Source organism: Fictibacillus sp. S7, assembly GCF_004127935.1.
Lineage (GTDB): Bacteria > Bacillota > Bacilli > Bacillales > Fictibacillaceae > Fictibacillus_C > Fictibacillus_C enclensis.
On the sequence record NZ_QJKL01000001.1, the window covers coordinates 4,085,703 to 4,104,700 of the forward strand.

Consider the following 18,998-nt stretch of genomic DNA (forward strand, 5'->3'; position numbering starts at 1 on the left):
GATAACAAGTGTCTACGAATCAAAACATTACGGTGAAGGGTGCACGCGCTCATAACCTGAAAAATATAGATATTACGATTCCTCGTGATAAGCTCGTGGTTCTGACAGGACTGTCAGGATCGGGGAAATCCTCGCTTGCTTTCGATACCATTTATGCCGAGGGGCAGCGACGCTATGTCGAGTCCCTCTCAGCCTACGCGAGGCAGTTCCTTGGGCAGATGGACAAGCCGGATGTTGACTCCATTGAGGGCCTTTCTCCCGCTATTTCCATCGACCAGAAAACAACGAGCAGAAACCCCCGTTCCACAGTAGGAACGGTCACAGAGATTTACGATTATTTACGGCTTCTGTTTGCCAGGATCGGGCGGCCGGTCTGTCCGAATCATGGCATTGAAATTACCTCTCAGACCATTGAACAGATGGTTGACCGCATTCTCGAATATCCTGAACGCACCAAGCTCCAAATTTTGGCTCCGGTCGTTTCCGGGCGAAAAGGAGAGCATGTCAAAATTCTTGAGGATATCAAGAAGCAGGGCTATGTTCGTGTTCGAGTGGACGGAGAGCTTTTGGATGTCAGCGAAGACATTAAGCTTGAGAAGAATAAGAAGCATTCCATCGATGTGGTTGTCGACCGGATTGTAGTGAAGGAAGGAATCGCCACCCGGCTGGCGGATTCGCTTGAGACGGCATTGAATTTGGCAGGCGGAACGGTAACGGTGGATGTCATGGGAGAAGAAGAGCTTTTGTTCTCTCAAAACCATGCGTGTCCGTATTGCGGATTCTCCATTGGGGAACTTGAGCCAAGATTATTCTCCTTCAACAGCCCATTCGGAGCCTGCCCATCATGCGACGGACTCGGAATGAAACTGGAGGTCGATCCGGAACTCGTCATTCCGGACTGGGACCTGACGCTAAATGAAAATGCCATTGCACCCTGGACGCCTGTAAGTTCACAATATTATCCGCAGCTTCTGAAAAGCGTGTGCACTCACTTTGGCATCGATATGGATGTTCGCGTAAAGGATCTGCCAAAAGATCAGCTTGATAAAATTTTATATGGCGGCGATACGGAGCGAATCCGGTTCCGCTATAAAAATGATTTCGGGCAGGTTAAAACGAGCGATATCTACTTTGAAGGAGTTCTTGCGAACGTAGAACGCCGTTACAAAGAGACAGGTTCGGATTACATCCGTGAGCAGATGGAAGGCTACATGGGCCAAAAAGCATGTCCGACCTGCAAAGGATACCGTTTGAAAAATGAGGCGCGGGCTGTGTTAATTAATGGTCAGCATATTGGTGAAGCGACAGCGCTGTCCGTGACCGAAGCCAAGGAATTTTTCGAGAACCTCGATCTTACCAACAAAGAACGCGCGATCGCCCGTCTTATTCTTCGTGAGATCGTGGACCGGATCGGATTCCTCGTTAACGTCGGCCTTGATTATCTGTCCTTGAACCGCGCGGCAGGAACATTGTCCGGTGGAGAGGCACAGCGAATCCGTCTGGCCACACAGGTAGGTTCAAGGCTGATGGGTGTGTTGTATATTCTCGATGAACCGTCCATCGGACTTCATCAGCGGGACAATGACCGGCTGATCCGTACGCTTGAAGAAATGAGAAGCCTCGGAAATACGCTGATCGTTGTCGAACATGATGAGGACACCATGCTGGCGGCCGATTATATTATCGATATTGGCCCTGGAGCAGGTGCCCATGGTGGAACGATTACGGCACAGGGCTCGCCGAATGAAATTATGGATGATCCAAATTCCCTGACCGGGCAATATCTGTCAGGCAAACGTTTTATTCCGCTCCCGTCCCAAAGAAGGAAGCCGGACGGAAGGAACATTGAAATTGTGGGAGCTACCGAAAATAACCTTAAAAACGTAAAAATAAAAATTCCATTGGGGCTCTTTACCGGAGTAACCGGTGTTTCCGGTTCAGGAAAAAGTACGCTCGTCAATGAAATTCTTCATAAGGCATTGGCCCAGAAGCTTCATAAAGCGAAAGTAAAACCGGGGCAGCATAAGGAAATCAAAGGGCTGGAGCATATTGACAAGGTTATTGATATCGACCAGTCCCCGATCGGACGAACTCCTCGTTCCAATCCGGCAACCTATACCGGTGTGTTCGATGACATCCGCGATGTATTTGCCTCTTCCAACGAAGCAAAGGTTCGCGGCTACAAAAAGGGCCGGTTCAGCTTCAATGTAAAAGGCGGCCGCTGTGAAGCGTGCCGCGGGGATGGGATCATTAAAATTGAGATGCATTTCCTGCCGGACGTGTATGTGCCATGTGAAGTTTGCCATGGAAAACGCTATAACCGTGAAACGCTGGAAGTGAAATACAAAGGAAAAAATATTGCGGATATCCTGGATATGACAGTGGAAGAAGGGGTTGAATTCTTCGCCAACATTCCAAAGATCAACCGCAAGCTGTCCACCATCCTTGATGTCGGATTAGGATACATCAAGCTGGGCCAGTCAGCGACTACCCTTTCCGGAGGAGAAGCACAGCGGGTGAAGCTTGCTTCCCAGCTTCATAAGCGTTCAACGGGTAAAACGATCTATATCCTTGATGAACCGACAACAGGACTGCACGTTGATGACATTTCACGTTTGCTCAAGGTGCTTCAGCGCCTTGTGGATAACGGAGATTCCGTCGTCGTGATCGAGCATAATCTGGATGTTATCAAACAATGTGACTACTTGATTGACCTCGGACCGGAAGGCGGAGATAAAGGCGGTACCCTCGTGGGTGCAGGAACGCCCGAAAAGCTTGCCGAGGTTGCCGAATCTCATACCGGCCGTTATTTGGCGCCGATTTTAAAACGTGATAAAAAGCGAATGGAAACATTGCTGAAACAAAGAGAATCAGTAACAAAATAATTTGAGGCAAAAAGAAGAGCCTGCGAGAAAATCCTCGCAGAGCTCTTCTATTTTTTTAGAAATAGTAATAGCTTGTATATAAGAAAGTTGATCAAAAGGACGATCAAACTGCCGACCAGGGCAGCCAGAATCCGTTCACCAGCAGAATAGCCGGCTCCTGTGTCGGAAAACGCACTGTATACAATTCCTGCCACCATAAGCAAGGTTAAAAAAATCGTAAAAAATTTAATTCCTTTTTCAGTTGAAAACATGTTATCCTCCATTAAGATTTCCCTTTCTAGTTGGGGAGCCAGTTACCCATAAAAACTGTGGGAAGGCAAAAACAAATATCCTCTTCTAAGATAGCTTATAATAAGGGAAAAAAACAAATACTCACCTTATTTTTAAAAGGATGTCTTTTTATTTGGTAGAATTACAAAGGGTAATCCTTTTCATTGCAGCAGTAAACCAGGAGGAAATGCAGCATGAGCACAAATTTGAATCGTATTTTATCATCTCTATGTTATTTCAGCATGTTTTTTGCCCCGTTTTTATTTCCAGTCGTCATTTATTTAGCTGTGCAGGATCAAGAGGTCATGAGACATGCGAAGCGGTCCTTTCTCTCGCACCTTTTTCCCGTCATCGCTATTCCTTTGAGCATCATTATTGTGGCCGAAACCGAATTCAGCATTACATCCATTGTGGTGTGCGCCATTCTGTTTGGACTGAGTTCACTCGTAATTATGGTATGGAATATTGTTCAGGGAATAAAAACCTTAAAAGCATAAATGGTAGTGCGGTATCCACCGACCGGAACAGAAAAGAACCCTGCATCCAGAAACAGCCGGCGCCGGTTTTTAAACTTTGAAGGAGGCGTCAAGTTATATGGAAGAGCGAAAAATGATTTTAAACATGCTTAACGAAGGCAAGATATCAGTGGAGGAAGCTGAAAAATTATTGCTTGCGGTTAATCATAAAAAAACGTTTGCGCTGCCTTCGGGGACATTGGGCAAAAAAAATAAAGACCATAAAAAGGTGCCTTCCCAAGGGTTTAAAGTAGGGAAGTTCTTGAACCGGGTGGTTAAGCGGATTAAGACCGCAGACTTTGACCTGAATTTTGGTCCTCATGAGGATGTCCATCATATTTTTGAAGACCGGCATGTTATGTTTGAGGACATTGATATAGAAATTTATAATGGTTCAATCACCCTTGTACCGTGGGAACGAAATGATGTTCAAATTGAATGCGAAGCTGAAGTGTATAAAATTCCGGAAGGGACAGCAGCAAAAACGAAATTTCGCAATGAAACCTTCTATGACTGCGATGCCACACGGCTTCGTTTCTATGCGAGAAATAAACATCAAAAAGTGAATGCAGTAGTTTCTATTCCCAAAAAACAATATCACGAAATCAAGTGCGTGACATTCAACGGCGGAATCAAAACGAGTGATTGTCAGAGCCGCCACCTGGAACTGAAATCTACCATAGGGTCTCTGTTCGTCAACCGATGCGGCGGCGATAAATTAAAAGCGGAAGCTTCCAATGGGAGCATTACGCTGAAGGAAAGCAATTGGAAGGAACTCGTTGCAGAAACAATGAATGGCCCCGTCCGGCTGAACGGAAAGTCCGAGCAAATCCGGATTGAGACCATCAACGGATCCATTTATTACCGTTTAGACACACCGGCATCAGGGTATGCATCTTTAAAAACAGTGACGGGTAAAATAGAAGCAGAATTACCGGGATCTCTTGAAGTGGAGGCAAGCCTGAAAACCTATGTTGGCGGACTTGTCAGCGACTTTGACGGTATGGAAGTGTTGGAACAAAAAAAGGAAGTTACGAAGAAGTTTCTCCGTTTTATTGCAAATAAGGGAAGTGAACCGGCCTACCGGATGGAAGCCGAGGCGAAGACAGGCTCCATTGCTGTACTCAAGGCAAAACAGGAAGGCTGATTATTCCGAAAGAAAGTGAAGTGCAGTAAATGTTTATGAATTGGATCATCTCTCTGCTTGTTAACACCGTCGTCCTTATGGTGGTAGCCGGCTATTATGAACCGTTTAAATTGGAGGGGGCAGGGGCAGCCCTGCTGGCCAGTATTATCCTCTCCATCTTCAACCTCTTCATCAAGCCCGTTTTGGTTTTATTGACACTTCCTGTAACGGTTTTGTCTTTCGGGCTATTTCTGATTGTTATTAATGCGGTTCTTTTAATGCTTACGGCTGAAGTCATGGGATCGAGCTTTGAAATTGACGGGTTTGGCGCTGCTTTTCTGGCAGCGATTATCATTTCAATATTGAATTTGCTGATCCAAAACTTCATTATTGAACCGATGCAAAAAAGGAAGCGTTCCAGCTAGGGGCGCTTTTTTTAGAAGATAGAATACGTTCCTGTTGTAAAAAGGAGGGGAAACATGGAGTCACAAAGGCTGATCTATCGAGCATACACCAAAGAGGACGATGAATTCTATGCTTCCATGTGGGGACAGCCGGATATTGTCCGGTACATAGGCAAGGGACTAACCAAAACGAAAAAGGAAGCGGTCCGCAGTTTGGAGAACTGGATTCTTCCGGGGTATAAAAACGGGATGGGGCTGTTTGTCATCATTCTGAAAGAAACCGGGGAGCCCATTGGACATGCCGGCCTGGTTCCCCAGGTCGTGGAAGGTCGGAAAGAAACAGAGATTGGCTATTGGCTTAAAAAGCCATTCTGGGGAAAAGGATTTGCTTCTGAAGCTGCCGGTTTTTTTATGTCATACGGCAAAGCTGAGCTTCATCAAAGCAGACTCATCTCATTGATTCATCCTAAAAATGCAGCCTCCATTGCGGTGGCGAAAAAGCTGGGCATGGTCTATGAAAAAACAGTATTCTTTAATGGAAGCCGCACGCGTGTTTATGCAACCGGCCAGCCGCAAACCATATGGGAAGCAATAACTTGCGATTAAGCCCGTAAATTGTGTTTTGTTTCCGTATTGCTGATAGTGTTACAATAAATAGGAATGCAAGAACTATAGGAGGATACCATGGCAAAAGTACATACAAAAGAGTTGATAGATAAGTTTCAGCTTGAACTGGTCAGCGGGGAAGAAGGCGTTCACCGAACCATCACCACCAGCGATATTTCCCGGCCGGGCCTGGAGATGGCAGGATATTTTACATATTATCCGGCAGAGCGCCTTCAGCTTTTGGGTAAAACGGAACTGACCTTTATCAGTGAGCTGCCGCCGCCGATTCGAAGAGAGCGGATGGAGCAGCTGTGCACGGATGAAACACCGGGAATTATCATCTCTCGTGAAATGGAGGTCCCGAAAGAACTTCTGATTGCTTCACACGGGACAGGCGTTCCGATTATGCGCACAAAAATGACAACGACCCGGCTGTCGAGCAGGCTGACCAACTACCTGGAAAGCAGGCTGGCGCCAATGACCGCTGTCCATGGTGTTCTTGTTGATATATATGGAATCGGTGTCCTGATCAAAGGGGACAGCGGGGTAGGAAAAAGTGAGACGGCATTGGAACTTGTCAAACGGGGCCATCGTCTGGTGGCCGATGATTCGGTCGAAATCCGTCAGGAAGACGAAGAAACACTGGTCGGCAGTGCACCTGAGCTGATTCAGCATCTGCTCGAGATCCGGGGGCTGGGAATCATTAATGTGATGACCTTGTTCGGGGCCGGGGCCATCCGCAACTACAAGAAGATTTCCCTCATTATTCATCTTGAAACCTGGGACTCTAAAAAGGTTTACGATCGGCTCGGGCTGGAAGAAGAAACGATGAAAATTCTGGAAACAGAAGTTCCGATCTTAACGGTTCCTGTCCGCCCCGGACGAAACCTTGCTGTTATTATAGAAGTGGCTGCCATGAACTTCCGCTTGAAGCGAATGGGGATGAATGCGGCCAAACAATTTAATGACCGATTAACTGACGCTATTGCTTCAGGCGATGATATCGAATTGTAATACATTAGAATAAGAAAGCAAAAGGAAGTGGAACCGTGGATTCAAGTATTCAACCAATCGACCGGGTTGCCTTTGAGCTGGGGCCGATTACTGTGTATTGGTATGGTGTAATTATTGGTTTAGGCGCCCTGCTGGGACTGTGGATTGCCGTTAGAGAGTCGGAAAAACGGGGGCTCGGGAAAGATACATTTGTGGATGTTGTCATGTGGGCGGTTCCGATCGCAATCATTTGTGCAAGAATTTACTATGTGTTATTTGAATGGGATTTCTACAGCAAGCATCCTGGAAAGATCATTGCCATTTGGGAAGGCGGAATCGCTATTCATGGAGCACTTATCGGTTCGTTTTTAACCGCGTATATCTTTTCAAGGGCCCGCGGCATTTCCTTTTGGAAGCTCGCCGATATTGCGGCTCCGAGTATTATTCTCGGACAGGGAATCGGACGCTGGGGCAATTTTATGAACCAGGAAGCCCACGGGCGTGAGGTCAGCCGCAGCTTTTTGGAAAATACACTTCATCTGCCCGATTTTATTGTGAACCAAATGTACATAAATGGCGTCTATTACCATCCTACGTTTTTGTACGAATCGCTATGGGATCTTGCCGGGTTTGTCATCCTGATGCTGCTGAGGCGGGTCAACCTCAAAAGGGGAGAACTCTTCTTCAGTTATGTCATCTGGTATTCCATCGGCCGTTATTTCGTGGAAGGCATGCGTACGGACAGCTTGATGCTCACTTCGAACCTTCGGATTGCACAGGTCATCTCGCTCGTTTTAATTGCCCTATCCATCATTCTCATTGTGTATCGCCGCAAAACGGGATTGGCAGAGAAGCGCTATCTCGAAGGATAACAAGAAAGGAATCTGACACGTTATGAAAATCAATACCGCACTTTTTGATTTGGATGGAACACTGATCAACACGAACGAGCTGATTATCGCATCCTATCTTCATACGCTTGATAAATTCTTTCCTGAACAATACAACCGGGAACATATCATCCCTCTCATGGGGATGCCATTGACCGAAACGATGGAGCATTTTGACAAAAACCAGGTGAAGGAACTGATCGAAACCTATAAGGAACATAATCTATCACATCACGAAGAACTGGTGACCGAATTTGAAGGCGTGATCGAAACGATTGAAACCCTTCACAAGAATGGATATAAATTGGGGATTGTGACGACTAAAATGAGGAATTCTGTTAATCTGGGACTGAAGATTGTCGGACTGGACAAGTTCTTTGAAACCATTGTAACGCTCGATGATGTGGAACGCGCCAAGCCTGATGCCGAACCGGTGGAAAAAGCGCTTGCGCTGCTAAATGCCAAACCGGAGGAAGCCATCATGGTCGGTGACAGCAAATACGATATTCTCGCCGGAAAAAATGCCCGTACAAAAACAGCCGGTGTTTCGTGGACCATACGAGGAAGGGAATACCTTGAGGAGTTTTCTCCCGACTACATGCTCGATCATATGACAGATCTGCTTACGATATTAGGAGAGAGATAACGTGAGAAAAACGGAACGGTATCTTGTCCAAGGCAAAAATTCGCTCTATCAAATTTACGCTACCGTTCCATTTTGGAAGGTGGCAAAGAATTTTATGGCCATCCAAATCGCACGCTATACTCCTTTTCTTCCGGTGAAAAACTGGATGTACAGGACCTTTTTGGGCATGAAGGTGGGTGAGGACACGGCAGTTGCTCTGATGGTGATGATGGATATCATGTTCCCGGAACGGATAACCATTGGGAGAAATTCCGTTATTGGTTACAATACGACCATTCTTGCTCATGAATACCTCATTTCCGAGTATCGTCTCGGAGATGTGCACATTGGGGATGAAGTCATGATCGGAGCGAACAGCACCATTTTGCCTGGTGTCTCCATTGGGGATGGAGCGATCGTGTCGGCTGGAACGCTTGTGCACAAGGATGTACCTGCGGGCGCTTTTGTCGGAGGAAATCCAATGCAGATGATTTATACGAGAGAAGAGCGTGAAGGACGCGAACGGGAAAAAAGTTGAATTTTGTCGTGCTTTCGCCTATTGGGTTTTCTGTATGTTAGGAGTATACTTAAAGCAAGACAACTCGGTAAGCAGGAGGGAAGTAACTTGAACCGGAAATCTTTTTCTATTTTTTTTGTAAGAGATACATTCAAAGTAGGGCATTTAATGGATGAGTGCAACGTGAGCCAGCATCCTGCAGCCCAGGCGAGCAACAATACAGAACATCTTGCGACAAGGGATGCTTACCGTTTCCGTGCAGCAGTTTCCAAGCTAAAAGGAAGCTCGTTTGTGAAGCATTATGAACTTCACGACGATAAAGCGAGCGTGTATTATTTTGGCGATTATACATCCTATCGAAAGTTGGTTCCTCAGACTTCTCTTACAAAAGAAGATTACCTGCATTATCTGGGTTCGGAGGAAGCTGTCTGTCAGCTCCTTCTTGATTCCACCGTTTACTTGCTAAAAGAACTCCATTTCCTTAATCATATTACGATCGAAATTCCTAACCATGGAAAAAAGTATACTGTCAGTGTTTCTCGCACTGAACTGAATGAGCACCTGAATTGTGAGCTTTCGGACATGAAAGATGGACACCACCATCGATTTTATCTGCTCTGCCGCGAGTATGAGGTAAAGAACTTTGCCGCCCGTTTTGTTAAAAAGAAACGCATTCGCAGAAAACAATAGTAGATTATAACTAAACTCAAGCTTTCTCTTTTTTGAGGCGTTGGGTTAAACATCGGAACCCAGCCGCCTCCCATGAGTCAGCTGGGTTTTTTGTTTTTTAAGGAGCTATTCCATTAAGGATTCCATCATTTCCCGGTTCAATGGGCCGATGTGTTGCTGAACGATTTGGCCTTGGGGACTGATGACAAACGTAGTCGGAAGCGTCACCACATGAAATCTTTTACTCACTTCACCTGTTTCGTCGAGCAGAATGGGAAACGTCAGCTTGTGTTTATTGGCAAAGGCGCGGGCGGCCTGTACAGAATCTTCAGAAGTGAGATGTACCGATAGGATTTCGATCGGTCTCCGGCTGTTTTCTTTATAAAAGCGCTCGATTTCTGGCATTTCTGCCTGGCACGGAGGGCACCAGCTTGCCCAAAAATTTAAAAATACGGTTTTACCTTTAACCTGTGACAGAGTCACCTTCCGGCCATCTAATGTTTTCAGCACAAAATCAGGAGGAACATTTCCTCGTTTAAGGCCGGTGGTTGAAACGGCCACCGCTTTACCTTTTGTTTCGTCACTCTTTAGCCAAAAGAAGGATGTACTGCTCAAACCCAGCATCAAGACCAACGCAGCATAGATTGGAAGAAGACGCCTCTTTTTCCTGGTTAAAAAGATGGCCAATATACCTGAAACTATCAGGCAAAAAAGAGAAGAAGCTACATCTTTTGCGAGAAAGGCTTGAAAACCTCCATACAGGAGCAAAAAGGAAAATCCCACCAGACAAAGAATATATAAAAAGGTGGAAAGAGGAAGAGAAGATCGAGAAAGCTGAATGAATACATACAAAAGGGCTGCGGCTGCACCAATCAGGATACCCGGTTTGCCCCCGGAAAAATAGAGCAGATAGACGGGATGTTTGATAGTCAGGACTGGGTGCAGCAGAAAATAGCTTATTTTCCATACGAAAATCAGTAACAGGACCGCATTCCACGTAAGGTGCCATTCCTCCAGTTGTGCTTGGGTAATTCTTTGCTTTAGATAAACGGTTCCAAAGGCGGCCAGAAAGGAAATCAGCAAACAGGCTGTTTGTACATCCAAATGCAGGGCTCCCCATTGAATATAGTCTTTCAAAATCAGTCTCCTCCTTCTCTGCGTACGTCTAGTATTTACCATATACGCAATAAAGGACAAGTATGTTATCACATTTGGTAAGGAGGAAAGTCAGTGGGCGGTGTAGAAGATAAAATTCGTGAAAAGTTTAAATGTGTAAAGTGCGGCCATGGCCGGTGCAAAACGAAAGAGCTTGCGATGACTGGATCGGGGCTCAGCAAGCTGCTGGATCTCCAGCATAATCATTTTTTATTTGTTTCATGTGAGAACTGCGGATATGTTGAAGTGTACAATCCATCCATTCTGGAAGGAAAGAAAGGACAGCTTGGAACCATTCTGGATCTTTTCTTTGGGTAAAAAAAGCTTCAGCACAAAGAGGGCATGTGCTGAAGCTTTTTCTTTTTGTCTTGTTACAGCAGATAGAATCCCACACCCATAATCATATAGGCAGCAAGCAGTGTCAGTCCTTCAAACCAGTTGGTGTCTCCGTCATTTGTCAGGGAAATGGTCAAAAAGACGGCCAGTACCATGGATACCAGTTCGGGCATCGAAAATACAAGGGACATTTGCTTTTCGAAAAATACGGAAACCAGAACCAGTACCGGTGCAACAAACATGGCAATCTGAAGGGTGGAACCCACGGCAATCTCGACCGTGACGCCCACTTTGTTTTTATAGGCCATCATCACGGCAGAGGCATGCTCCGCCGCATTACCCACGATAGCAACAATGATGATCCCGATAAAGATTTCACTCCAGCCGAGCGTCTCGCCTACCTCTTCAAAGGTATGGACAAGGTTCTCGGATATGTACGCAACAGCAAGCGTGGCAAGGCCCAGCACAAGGATGGATTTTGACTTGGTCCATTCCGCCGTTTCTTGCTCCTCATTTTCTCCTTTTTCTTCGTCATAGGCATAAACTCCGCGATGTGTGACGAGTTTAAAGTATAGAGCAGCGAGATAGAGAACGATCATGATGGCAGAAACCCAGATACTGAGAGTAAATGATTCCTGATCATTTAGTGTCATGGAGAAGACTTCAGGGAATACAAAAGCGACGACGATAGCAAAGATCATCAGACCTGCATTGTGCTGGGCATCATGAACATTGAACCTCTGACGCTTGAACTTGAGTCCGCCAATAAAGAAGGATAACCCTCCAACCAGCAAGAGATTTCCCAATACAGAACCGGTCAGGGAAGCGAGCACCACCGGAAGCAGGCCGGCTTTTAAGGCGAAAATGGAAATAATCAGTTCAACCGCGTTTCCAAAGGTAGCGTTAAGCAGTCCGCCAATCCGCGGTCCAACCACGATCGCCAAACTTTCCGTTGCCCTCCCCATATAAGAGGCCAGGGCTATAATCGTGACACAATAAAGAACGAACGAGATGACGGCCGGCCAGTGGAGCAAGGCCGCTGCCACAGACAAAGGAACACCGGCTAAAATGAGTATAAAAAATATTCGATTGATCACAGAGTAAGCTCCTTTATCATAATTTTTTTAATGATCTTGTAGCATTATTCCCTCTTTTTATCTTCTGTAACGTATTTTAACGCGTTTAAAAGAATGCATGCAAGAGGGTTAAAGAGGGGGATGTTGACGAACCGCAGAAAGAAGTGTAGACTACAACGTATAATTTATCTCGGTAGTATATTAGCGAACTAAAGCATAAGTGAAGGTGTGAGTCGATGTCGAAGCCATTTGTTTTTGAAAAGCCAATGGGAATGAGGGATACTCTTCCTGTTTTATATCAAGTAAAGCAGCAGGTTCGAACCGTAATGGAACAGGAAATCCGTGAATGGGGATACCAATTCATCCAAACCCCTACACTCGAATATTACGATACGGTGGGAGAAGCTTCCGCCATACTGGATCAGCAGCTTTTCAAATTACTGGATTCAGAAGGGAAGACGCTCGTACTGAGACCGGATATGACGGCTCCGATTGCGCGTGTTGTTTCCTCTTCTATGAAAGATGTTTCCTATCCGATCCGGCTGGCGTATGATTCAGCGGTGTTCCGATCCCAGCAGCGGGAGGGCGGACGTCCGGCGGAGTTTGAACAGGTTGGAGTGGAATTGATCGGAGACGGTACTTCAAGTGCCGATGCCGAAGTGATTGCACTGATGGTATCCACGCTTTCGAAGACGGGATTGCAGGAGTTTAAAGTGGCTGTTGGCCATATTGGCTTTTTGAATGAGCTTTTTGTTGAAGTTCTTGGAAACGAAGACCGTGCTGAAGAATTGTTACGTTTTTTATATGAAAAAAATTATGTGGGCTATGCCAGCCATGTGAAGAGCCTTCCTTTATCTTCGATTGATAAAAAGCGACTGCTGGATCTTCTTCATCTCCGCGGAGGAGAGGAAGTACTGAAGTCAGCTGAGGATTTGACAGCAGTTGGAGGAAGAAAAGCGATCAGTGATTTAAGAGAGCTTTTGAACATTCTTGCACTGTATGGTGTGCAGGATAAGGTGGTCCTTGATTTTACGTTATTCAGCCATATGAGCTACTATACAGGAATTGTTTTTGAAGGGTATACCAATGAACTGGGTTTCCCGCTATGCAGTGGAGGCCGTTATGATCAGCTCTTGGGTGAGTTCGGGCGAAGTGCCCAGGCGATCGGGTTTGGTATCAGGCTGGATTACCTCCTTGAAGCACTCAGTGCAAAGGAACCATCCGCTCCACGGTCATGCATCATCTTTAGTGCGGAAAACCGAAAAGAAGCCATTGCCAAATCTCGTGAACTTCGGGAACAGGGACGTTCAGTCGTGGTTCAGGATATATCGGGTGTCGACAATGTGGATGAATACAGCCGCCGGTTTCAAGAAGTGATTTATGTAATCGGTAAAAGCGAGAAAGGAGAGGCACGATGAGCAGTTTACTCACAGTGGCGATGCCAAAAGGCCGTATTTTTCAGGAAGCTGTAGAATTGTTGCGCCAGGCGGGCTATCCGCTGCCTCCCGAGTTCGAGGATTCTAGAAAGCTGATCATTGAGATCGAAGAGGCGGGTATGCGTTTTATCCTGGCCAAGCCGATGGATGTTCCAACCTACGTGGAACACGGTGTGGCGGATGTCGGCATTGCTGGAAAAGACGTCATGCTGGAAGAAGAGCGGGACGTGTATGAGGTTCTTGATCTGAAAATCAGTGACTGCTACTTGGCGGTGGCTGGTCTCCCGGAACAAAAGGAGCATTCGGTCGCACCGAAAATCGCAACGAAATATCCGAATGTGGCAGCCCACTATTTCCGCGAACAAGGGGAACAGGTGGAAATTATTAAATTAAACGGTTCCATCGAGCTCGCTCCGCTGATTGGCCTGGCAGACAGAATTGTGGATATTGTATCAACCGGTAGAACATTGAAGGAAAACGGACTGGTTGAGCTGGAGAAAATCAGGGAGATTACTTCCCGTATTATTGTGAATCCTGCAAGCTACCGTATGAAGGCTGGCGTGATCGACGAACTGGTCGAGCGTTTAAGCAAAGTGGTGGAGAGCAAGGAGGAGATCAGGTGAGGATTGAACGGGCAACAAATCTAAACAGCTTGAAGCGAAATATTGATCAGGACTCAGAAGCCCAGCTGAAAGCGGTAAAGAGCATCTTAACCCAGGTACGTGAGCAGGGCGATGCGGCATTGTACGAGCTTACCGAGAAATTTGACAAGGTTCTGCTGAGTGAGCTGGAAGTAACAGAAAAAGAGATCGAGAAGGCTTACAGCGAAGTCGACGACGAAATGATTGCCATTATAAAGGAAGCGGCAAAGAATATTGAAGACTATCATGTGCAGCAGAAGAAGCAGTCCTGGTTTATTACGAAAGAAGACGGAACGATGCTTGGACAGAAAGTAACGCCGCTTGATTCAGTCGGTGTGTATGTGCCTGGAGGAACGGCAGCCTATCCATCTTCGGTGCTTATGGGTGTCGTTCCGGCGAAGGTAGCGGGAGTCGGGCGAATCGTACTCGTTTCCCCTCCAGGAAAGGACGGAAAGCTTCCGGCTGGTGTACTGGTTGCCGCCAGAGAAAGCGGGATCAGCGCGATTTATAAAGCAGGCGGCGCCCAAGCGATTGGCGCGCTTGCCTACGGTACAGAAACCATTCAGAAGGTGGATAAAATCGTCGGGCCGGGAAATGTATACGTAGCATTGGCGAAACGGGAGGTCTTCGGCACGGTGGATATTGACATGATTGCCGGACCGAGTGAGATTGCCGTGCTGGCTGATGAAACCGCCAATCCGGTGTATGTGGCTGCCGATTTACTGTCACAGGCCGAGCATGATCCGCGTGCCGCTGCCGTTTTGGTTACCACTTCTGAAGAACTCGCAAACCAGGTGTCGGCGCAAGTTGAACTACAGCTTAAAACGCTGCCTAGACAAGAGATTGCCCGGGAATCGATTGAAACGTATGGAGCGATCTATCTGGTAGACAGCCTGAGCCAGGGTGTGGACGTCATCAACGAAATAGCTCCTGAGCATTTGGAAGTCATGACAGAGCACCCAATGGAGCTTTTGGGGAAAATCAAACATGCCGGGGCTATTTTTCTAGGGCCGAATTCGTCAGAGCCCGTTGGAGATTACTTTGCGGGAAGCAACCATGTATTGCCGACGAGCGGAACGGCACGCTTTTCCTCGCCTCTCAATGTGGATGATTTTACAAAAAAATCGAGTGTCATCGTGTACAGTGAGAGCGCCATAGAGGAAAACGCCAAAAAAATCGCAGCATTTGCCCGGCTTGAGGGACTGGAAGCCCATGCCCGGGCAGTAGAGAAAAGACTGGGGGAAAGTGAACATGAGTAACCGGACGTATTCAATCGAACGAAATACAAAAGAAACACAGATTGCCCTCTCTTTTGATATTGATGGAGACGGACAGGCGTCTATTGATACACCTGTTCCGTTTTTAAACCATATGCTTGACGGCTTTGCCCGCCACGGGCTTTTTAATTTAAAGGTAAACGCCACGGGTGATACCGAAATTGATGACCATCATACGACCGAGGATGTGGGAATTTGTCTTGGGACTGCGATTAAAGAGGCGCTTGGAGATAAAATGGGGATCAAACGCTATGGCAACGCATTTGTGCCGATGGATGAAACCCTTGCACAAGTTGCCATCGATTTAAGCAACCGCCCGCATTTAGAATTCCGGGCAGAGTTTCCTTCCCAAAAGGTAGGAACCTTTGATACCGAGCTTGTACATGAATTCTTCTGGAAACTGGCTCTTGAAGCGCGAATGAATCTTCACGTGATTGTTCACTATGGGACCAATACGCATCATATGATCGAGGCGGTCTTCAAGGCGTTTGCCAAGGCGCTGGATGAAGCGACCCTCATCGACCCGAGGGTGAAGGGTGTTCCTTCCACAAAGGGGATGTTGTAAATGATCGGCATCATTGATTATGGAATGGGAAATCTTCATTCGGTAAGCTCGGCGCTCAAACGGCTGGAGCAGCCCTATTTTCTGTCCGATAAAAAAGAAGAGCTGGATCAAGCGGACAAGCTTCTTTTGCCTGGTGTGGGATCGTTTAAGGATGCCATGCTGATTCTGAATGGTACTGGCCTTACCGATTTTATAAAAGAAGAAGCGGCAGCCGGAAAACCGCTTTTAGGAATTTGCCTCGGCATGCAGCTGTTATTTGTAGAAAGTGAAGAGAATGGCCTCACAAAAGGACTGGGACTTCTGCGTGGCAGAGTTGAACGGTTTTCAGGGGTCACAAATAATGGAGAAGCATACAAAGTGCCTCATATGGGATGGAACAAACTGCAGTACAACCGCAGATCTCCTCTTATTGAAAACCTTGAGGAAGGGTTTGTTTATTTTGTTCATTCGTATGTGGTTCAAAGCGATGATCCCGAAACTGTCATTGCAGAGGCGCAATACGGGGACAGGGCGGTACCGGCCGTCGTCGGCAGGAACAACATCTTCGGCACACAGTTTCATCCGGAAAAAAGTTCGGAAGTCGGCATGACGATCTTGAGCAATTTTTGCAATCTGGCAGAGGAGGCAAAGGCATGAGCGAATTTATCCTGTATCCTGCAATTGACATGCGCGGCGGAAAATGCGTAAGGCTGCTGCAGGGAGATTACAACCAGGAGACCGTATACGGAGATTCTCCATTTGATATGGCAAAGCAATTTGCAGAAGCGGGAGCCAAGTGGATTCACATGGTCGACCTGGATGGCGCGAAAGCCGGTGAACGGGTCAATCATCAGCATGTGGTCAGGGTGGCCAATGAACTTCAGGTGTCGGTGCAAATCGGCGGGGGCATCCGTAATGAAGAAGATGTCGCTTTTTACCTGGAGGAAGGCGTAAACCGGGTGATTCTGGGAAGTGCAGCGATTTCGAATCCGGAATTTGTTGTTAAAATGCTCAGGAAGTATGGCAGCCAGATTGCCATCGGAATTGATGCGCGTGACGGATATGTTGCAACAGAAGGCTGGCTCAACACCTCAGAGATCGAAGCGTCCGAGCTGGCGGAGAAGCTCGGGAATGAAGGAGCTGAGACGTTTATTTTCACGGATATCTCCAAAGACGGTACACTAAAAGGGCCAAATACGGAAGCCATTGGTGAGCTCGCTGGATTAACCGGTAAAAATGTCATTGCTTCAGGTGGTGTAAGTTCTCTTGATGACCTGGCTGCCTTAAAGGCAGATCACCGCGGCATCGGTGGTGCCATTATTGGAAAGGCGCTTTACACAGGACGGTTTACACTGCAGGAAGCGTTGGAGAAGGTGAAATAAATGCTGACAAAACGAATCATTCCTTGCCTGGATGTAAAAGAAGGCCGGGTGGTAAAAGGAATTCAGTTTTTGAATTTGCTTGATGCAGGTGACCCTGTTGAGCTTGCGGCTTTTTATGACAGAGAAGGCGCCGACGAGCTTGTTTTTTTGGATATTTCAGCTTCACATGAAGGACGCCAGACGATGATCGACGTGGTGGAACGGGTAGCGAGCCAGCTGGCCATCCCTTTTACAGTGGGAGGAGGCATTAACTCACTCGAGGACATGAAACGAGTTCTTCGGGCCGGAGCAGACAAGGTGTCGGTAAATACAGCAGCCCTGCTGCGTCCCGAGCTGATTACCGAAGGGGCGGACTATTTTGGTTCACAGTGTATCGTCACGGCGATTGACGCCAAGTACGATGAAAGCCTTGGTTCCTGGAGGGTGTACACGCATGGAGGACGCAAGCCGACTAATTGGGAAGTGACCGATTGGGCCCGGGAAGCCGTCAAGCGTGGAGCCGGCGAAATCCTGCTGACAAGCATGGATCAGGACGGGGAAAAAACCGGGTTTAATCTTGCGCTGACCAAAACCGTCAGCGAGGCGGTAACCGTGCCTGTTATCGCTTCAGGCGGAGCCGGCAATGCCCAGCATTTTTATGAAGCTTTTACAGATGGAAAAGCGGATGCTGCTTTGGCTGCAAGTATTTTTCATTATAAAGAAACCTCGGTCCGGGAAGTAAAGAAAGACCTAAAAGAAAAAGGAGTGGTGATCCGATGAACCTGTCTTCCATCAAGTTTGATGAAAAAGGATTGATTCCTGCGATTGTCCAGGATGCGCGGACAAAAAAGGTATTAACCCTGGCTTATATGAATGAAGAGTCACTGAAAAAAACACTGGAGATTGGTGAAACGGTGTTTTACAGTCGTTCCCGCCAAGAGCTTTGGCATAAAGGGGAAACGTCGGGTAACACTCAGAAAGTGATCGATATCCATGTGGATTGTGACCAGGATGCCCTGGTGGTGTTTGTGGATCCGAAGGGACCTGCCTGCCATACTGGTGCCGAGAGCTGTTTTGGAGCTGGAGCTTCCGATCCGTCTGAGGCAGAAAAGAGCGGGAAAACCTCTTATGGAGATATTGTTCCTGGTAAAGAAGACAGCCAAGGAAAACCGCAGGATATTTTGAATATGCTGCAGGGACTCATTGCCGATCGCGAACGGGAAATGCCGGAAGGGGCCTACACGACCTATCTATTTGATAAAGGCGTAGACAAGATCCTGAAAAAGGTCGGAGAAGAAGCATCAGAGGTTATTATTGCTGCGAAAAACCGCGATAAAGAAGAGCTGAAATGGGAAGCAGCCGACCTGATTTACCACCTTCTTGTTCTTCTTCAGGAACAAAAGCTTCCGTTTGATGAAGTTTTGAGTGTTTTAGAGGAACGCCATACATCAAAAGACCGTAAATAAGTTTTTGTGAGGCCGCCGGCAAGGTTCCGGGGCCTTTTTGTCCCTTCACTGACCGAATTGGGCGTAATTTTAGATAATTGGGCGCAAACTGATAATATTTGAGCATAAATAAAATTAATTGGGCGAAAAAGCAACATAATCGAGCAAAACTGATTTCAAACTACTTCCCTGTCCCACATTCCTAAAACAATTTCAAAAATATGTTA

Annotated in this window: 22 protein-coding genes; 19 read left to right on the forward strand and 3 right to left on the reverse strand. The window is 46.8% G+C overall.

Annotated features, from left to right (window positions below):
• Window positions 1-8: 8 nt before the first annotated feature.
• Window positions 9-2,885: an excinuclease ABC subunit UvrA gene (gene uvrA, locus DMO16_RS20725; protein WP_425590043.1), complete on the forward strand. Its 2,877-nt coding sequence runs from the start codon at window positions 9-11 to the stop codon at window positions 2,883-2,885.
• A gap of 47 nt (window positions 2,886-2,932) precedes the next feature.
• Here uvrA and DMO16_RS20730 read toward each other — a convergent pair whose 3' ends face one another.
• Entirely contained in the window at window positions 2,933-3,136 is a 204-nt protein-coding gene (locus DMO16_RS20730) for a hypothetical protein (RefSeq protein WP_061971967.1), read from the reverse strand.
• A 213-nt stretch (window positions 3,137-3,349) separates the two neighbouring features.
• Between DMO16_RS20730 and DMO16_RS20735 the strand changes: the two genes are divergently transcribed.
• The 9 genes from DMO16_RS20735 (at window position 3,350) to DMO16_RS20775 (ending at window position 9,521) form a co-directional block, all read left to right on the forward strand.
• The gene (locus tag DMO16_RS20735; RefSeq protein WP_061971968.1) at window positions 3,350-3,652 is read left to right on the forward strand and encodes a DUF4870 domain-containing protein; all 303 of its coding nucleotides are present in this window, start codon (window positions 3,350-3,352) and stop codon (window positions 3,650-3,652) included.
• A gap of 97 nt (window positions 3,653-3,749) precedes the next feature.
• Entirely contained in the window at window positions 3,750-4,817 is a 1,068-nt protein-coding gene (locus DMO16_RS20740) for a DUF4097 family beta strand repeat-containing protein (protein ID WP_061971969.1), read from the forward strand.
• Window positions 4,818-4,846: 29 nt separating this feature from the next.
• The gene (locus tag DMO16_RS20745; RefSeq protein WP_061971970.1) at window positions 4,847-5,221 is read left to right on the forward strand and encodes a phage holin family protein; all 375 of its coding nucleotides are present in this window, start codon (window positions 4,847-4,849) and stop codon (window positions 5,219-5,221) included.
• 54 nt (window positions 5,222-5,275) lie between these two features.
• Complete coding sequence (locus tag DMO16_RS20750; protein ID WP_129479895.1) at window positions 5,276-5,806, forward strand: GNAT family N-acetyltransferase; 531 nt, start codon at window positions 5,276-5,278, stop codon at window positions 5,804-5,806.
• A 78-nt stretch (window positions 5,807-5,884) separates the two neighbouring features.
• Window positions 5,885-6,820, forward strand: a complete 936-nt coding sequence (gene hprK / locus DMO16_RS20755; protein ID WP_061971972.1) for an HPr(Ser) kinase/phosphatase — start codon at window positions 5,885-5,887, stop codon at window positions 6,818-6,820.
• A gap of 35 nt (window positions 6,821-6,855) precedes the next feature.
• Window positions 6,856-7,671, forward strand: a complete 816-nt coding sequence (gene lgt, locus DMO16_RS20760) for a prolipoprotein diacylglyceryl transferase (protein ID WP_129479896.1) — start codon at window positions 6,856-6,858, stop codon at window positions 7,669-7,671.
• Window positions 7,672-7,693: 22 nt separating this feature from the next.
• Window positions 7,694-8,335, forward strand: coding sequence for a pyrophosphatase PpaX (ppaX, locus tag DMO16_RS20765; protein ID WP_061971974.1), 642 nt, complete (start codon window positions 7,694-7,696; stop codon window positions 8,333-8,335).
• A gap of 1 nt (window position 8,336) precedes the next feature.
• Window positions 8,337-8,852, forward strand: coding sequence for an acyltransferase (locus tag DMO16_RS20770; protein ID WP_129479897.1), 516 nt, complete (start codon window positions 8,337-8,339; stop codon window positions 8,850-8,852).
• A gap of 87 nt (window positions 8,853-8,939) precedes the next feature.
• Window positions 8,940-9,521, forward strand: coding sequence for a hypothetical protein (locus DMO16_RS20775; RefSeq protein ID WP_061971976.1), 582 nt, complete (start codon window positions 8,940-8,942; stop codon window positions 9,519-9,521).
• Window positions 9,522-9,626: 105 nt separating this feature from the next.
• On the opposite strand, the gene DMO16_RS25260 is transcribed toward DMO16_RS20775, so the two are convergent.
• Window positions 9,627-10,637: a peroxiredoxin family protein gene (locus DMO16_RS25260; RefSeq protein ID WP_277873772.1), complete on the reverse strand. Its 1,011-nt coding sequence runs from the start codon at window positions 10,635-10,637 to the stop codon at window positions 9,627-9,629.
• 93 nt (window positions 10,638-10,730) lie between these two features.
• Here DMO16_RS25260 and DMO16_RS20785 point away from each other — a divergent pair, with 93 nt between their 5' ends.
• Window positions 10,731-10,973, forward strand: coding sequence for a zinc ribbon domain-containing protein (locus DMO16_RS20785; protein ID WP_061971978.1), 243 nt, complete (start codon window positions 10,731-10,733; stop codon window positions 10,971-10,973).
• Window positions 10,974-11,026: 53 nt separating this feature from the next.
• Here the strand turns inward: DMO16_RS20785 and cax are convergent, their stop codons facing one another.
• Entirely contained in the window at window positions 11,027-12,085 is a 1,059-nt protein-coding gene (cax, locus tag DMO16_RS20790) for a calcium/proton exchanger (RefSeq protein ID WP_206738186.1), read from the reverse strand.
• Window positions 12,086-12,303: 218 nt separating this feature from the next.
• Here cax and DMO16_RS20795 point away from each other — a divergent pair, with 218 nt between their 5' ends.
• From DMO16_RS20795 to hisIE, 8 genes are read left to right on the forward strand one after another with little or no spacing between them, the layout of a single operon-like run.
• Window positions 12,304-13,485, forward strand: coding sequence for an ATP phosphoribosyltransferase regulatory subunit (locus tag DMO16_RS20795; protein WP_129479900.1), 1,182 nt, complete (start codon window positions 12,304-12,306; stop codon window positions 13,483-13,485).
• Window positions 13,482-14,126: an ATP phosphoribosyltransferase gene (gene hisG / locus DMO16_RS20800; RefSeq protein WP_129479901.1), complete on the forward strand. Its 645-nt coding sequence runs from the start codon at window positions 13,482-13,484 to the stop codon at window positions 14,124-14,126. Before DMO16_RS20795 ends, hisG begins: the two co-directional genes overlap by 4 nt.
• Window positions 14,123-15,403 (forward strand): histidinol dehydrogenase, encoded by a 1,281-nt coding sequence (gene hisD / locus DMO16_RS20805; RefSeq protein ID WP_129479902.1) that lies wholly within the window; start codon window positions 14,123-14,125, stop codon window positions 15,401-15,403. The genes hisG and hisD overlap by 4 nt, the downstream gene beginning before the upstream one ends.
• Window positions 15,396-15,986 (forward strand): imidazoleglycerol-phosphate dehydratase HisB, encoded by a 591-nt coding sequence (hisB, locus tag DMO16_RS20810; RefSeq protein WP_061971983.1) that lies wholly within the window; start codon window positions 15,396-15,398, stop codon window positions 15,984-15,986. The genes hisD and hisB overlap by 8 nt, the downstream gene beginning before the upstream one ends.
• Window positions 15,987-16,622: an imidazole glycerol phosphate synthase subunit HisH gene (hisH, locus tag DMO16_RS20815; protein WP_129479903.1), complete on the forward strand. Its 636-nt coding sequence runs from the start codon at window positions 15,987-15,989 to the stop codon at window positions 16,620-16,622. It begins immediately after the preceding gene.
• Window positions 16,619-17,347: a 1-(5-phosphoribosyl)-5-[(5-phosphoribosylamino)methylideneamino]imidazole-4-carboxamide isomerase gene (hisA, locus tag DMO16_RS20820; protein ID WP_061971985.1), complete on the forward strand. Its 729-nt coding sequence runs from the start codon at window positions 16,619-16,621 to the stop codon at window positions 17,345-17,347. The genes hisH and hisA overlap by 4 nt, the downstream gene beginning before the upstream one ends.
• Entirely contained in the window at window positions 17,348-18,106 is a 759-nt protein-coding gene (hisF, locus tag DMO16_RS20825) for an imidazole glycerol phosphate synthase subunit HisF (RefSeq protein WP_129479904.1), read from the forward strand. It begins immediately after the preceding gene.
• Window positions 18,103-18,792, forward strand: coding sequence for a bifunctional phosphoribosyl-AMP cyclohydrolase/phosphoribosyl-ATP diphosphatase HisIE (hisIE, locus tag DMO16_RS20830; protein ID WP_129479905.1), 690 nt, complete (start codon window positions 18,103-18,105; stop codon window positions 18,790-18,792). Before hisF ends, hisIE begins: the two co-directional genes overlap by 4 nt.
• The last annotated feature ends 206 nt before the right edge of the window (window positions 18,793-18,998 follow it).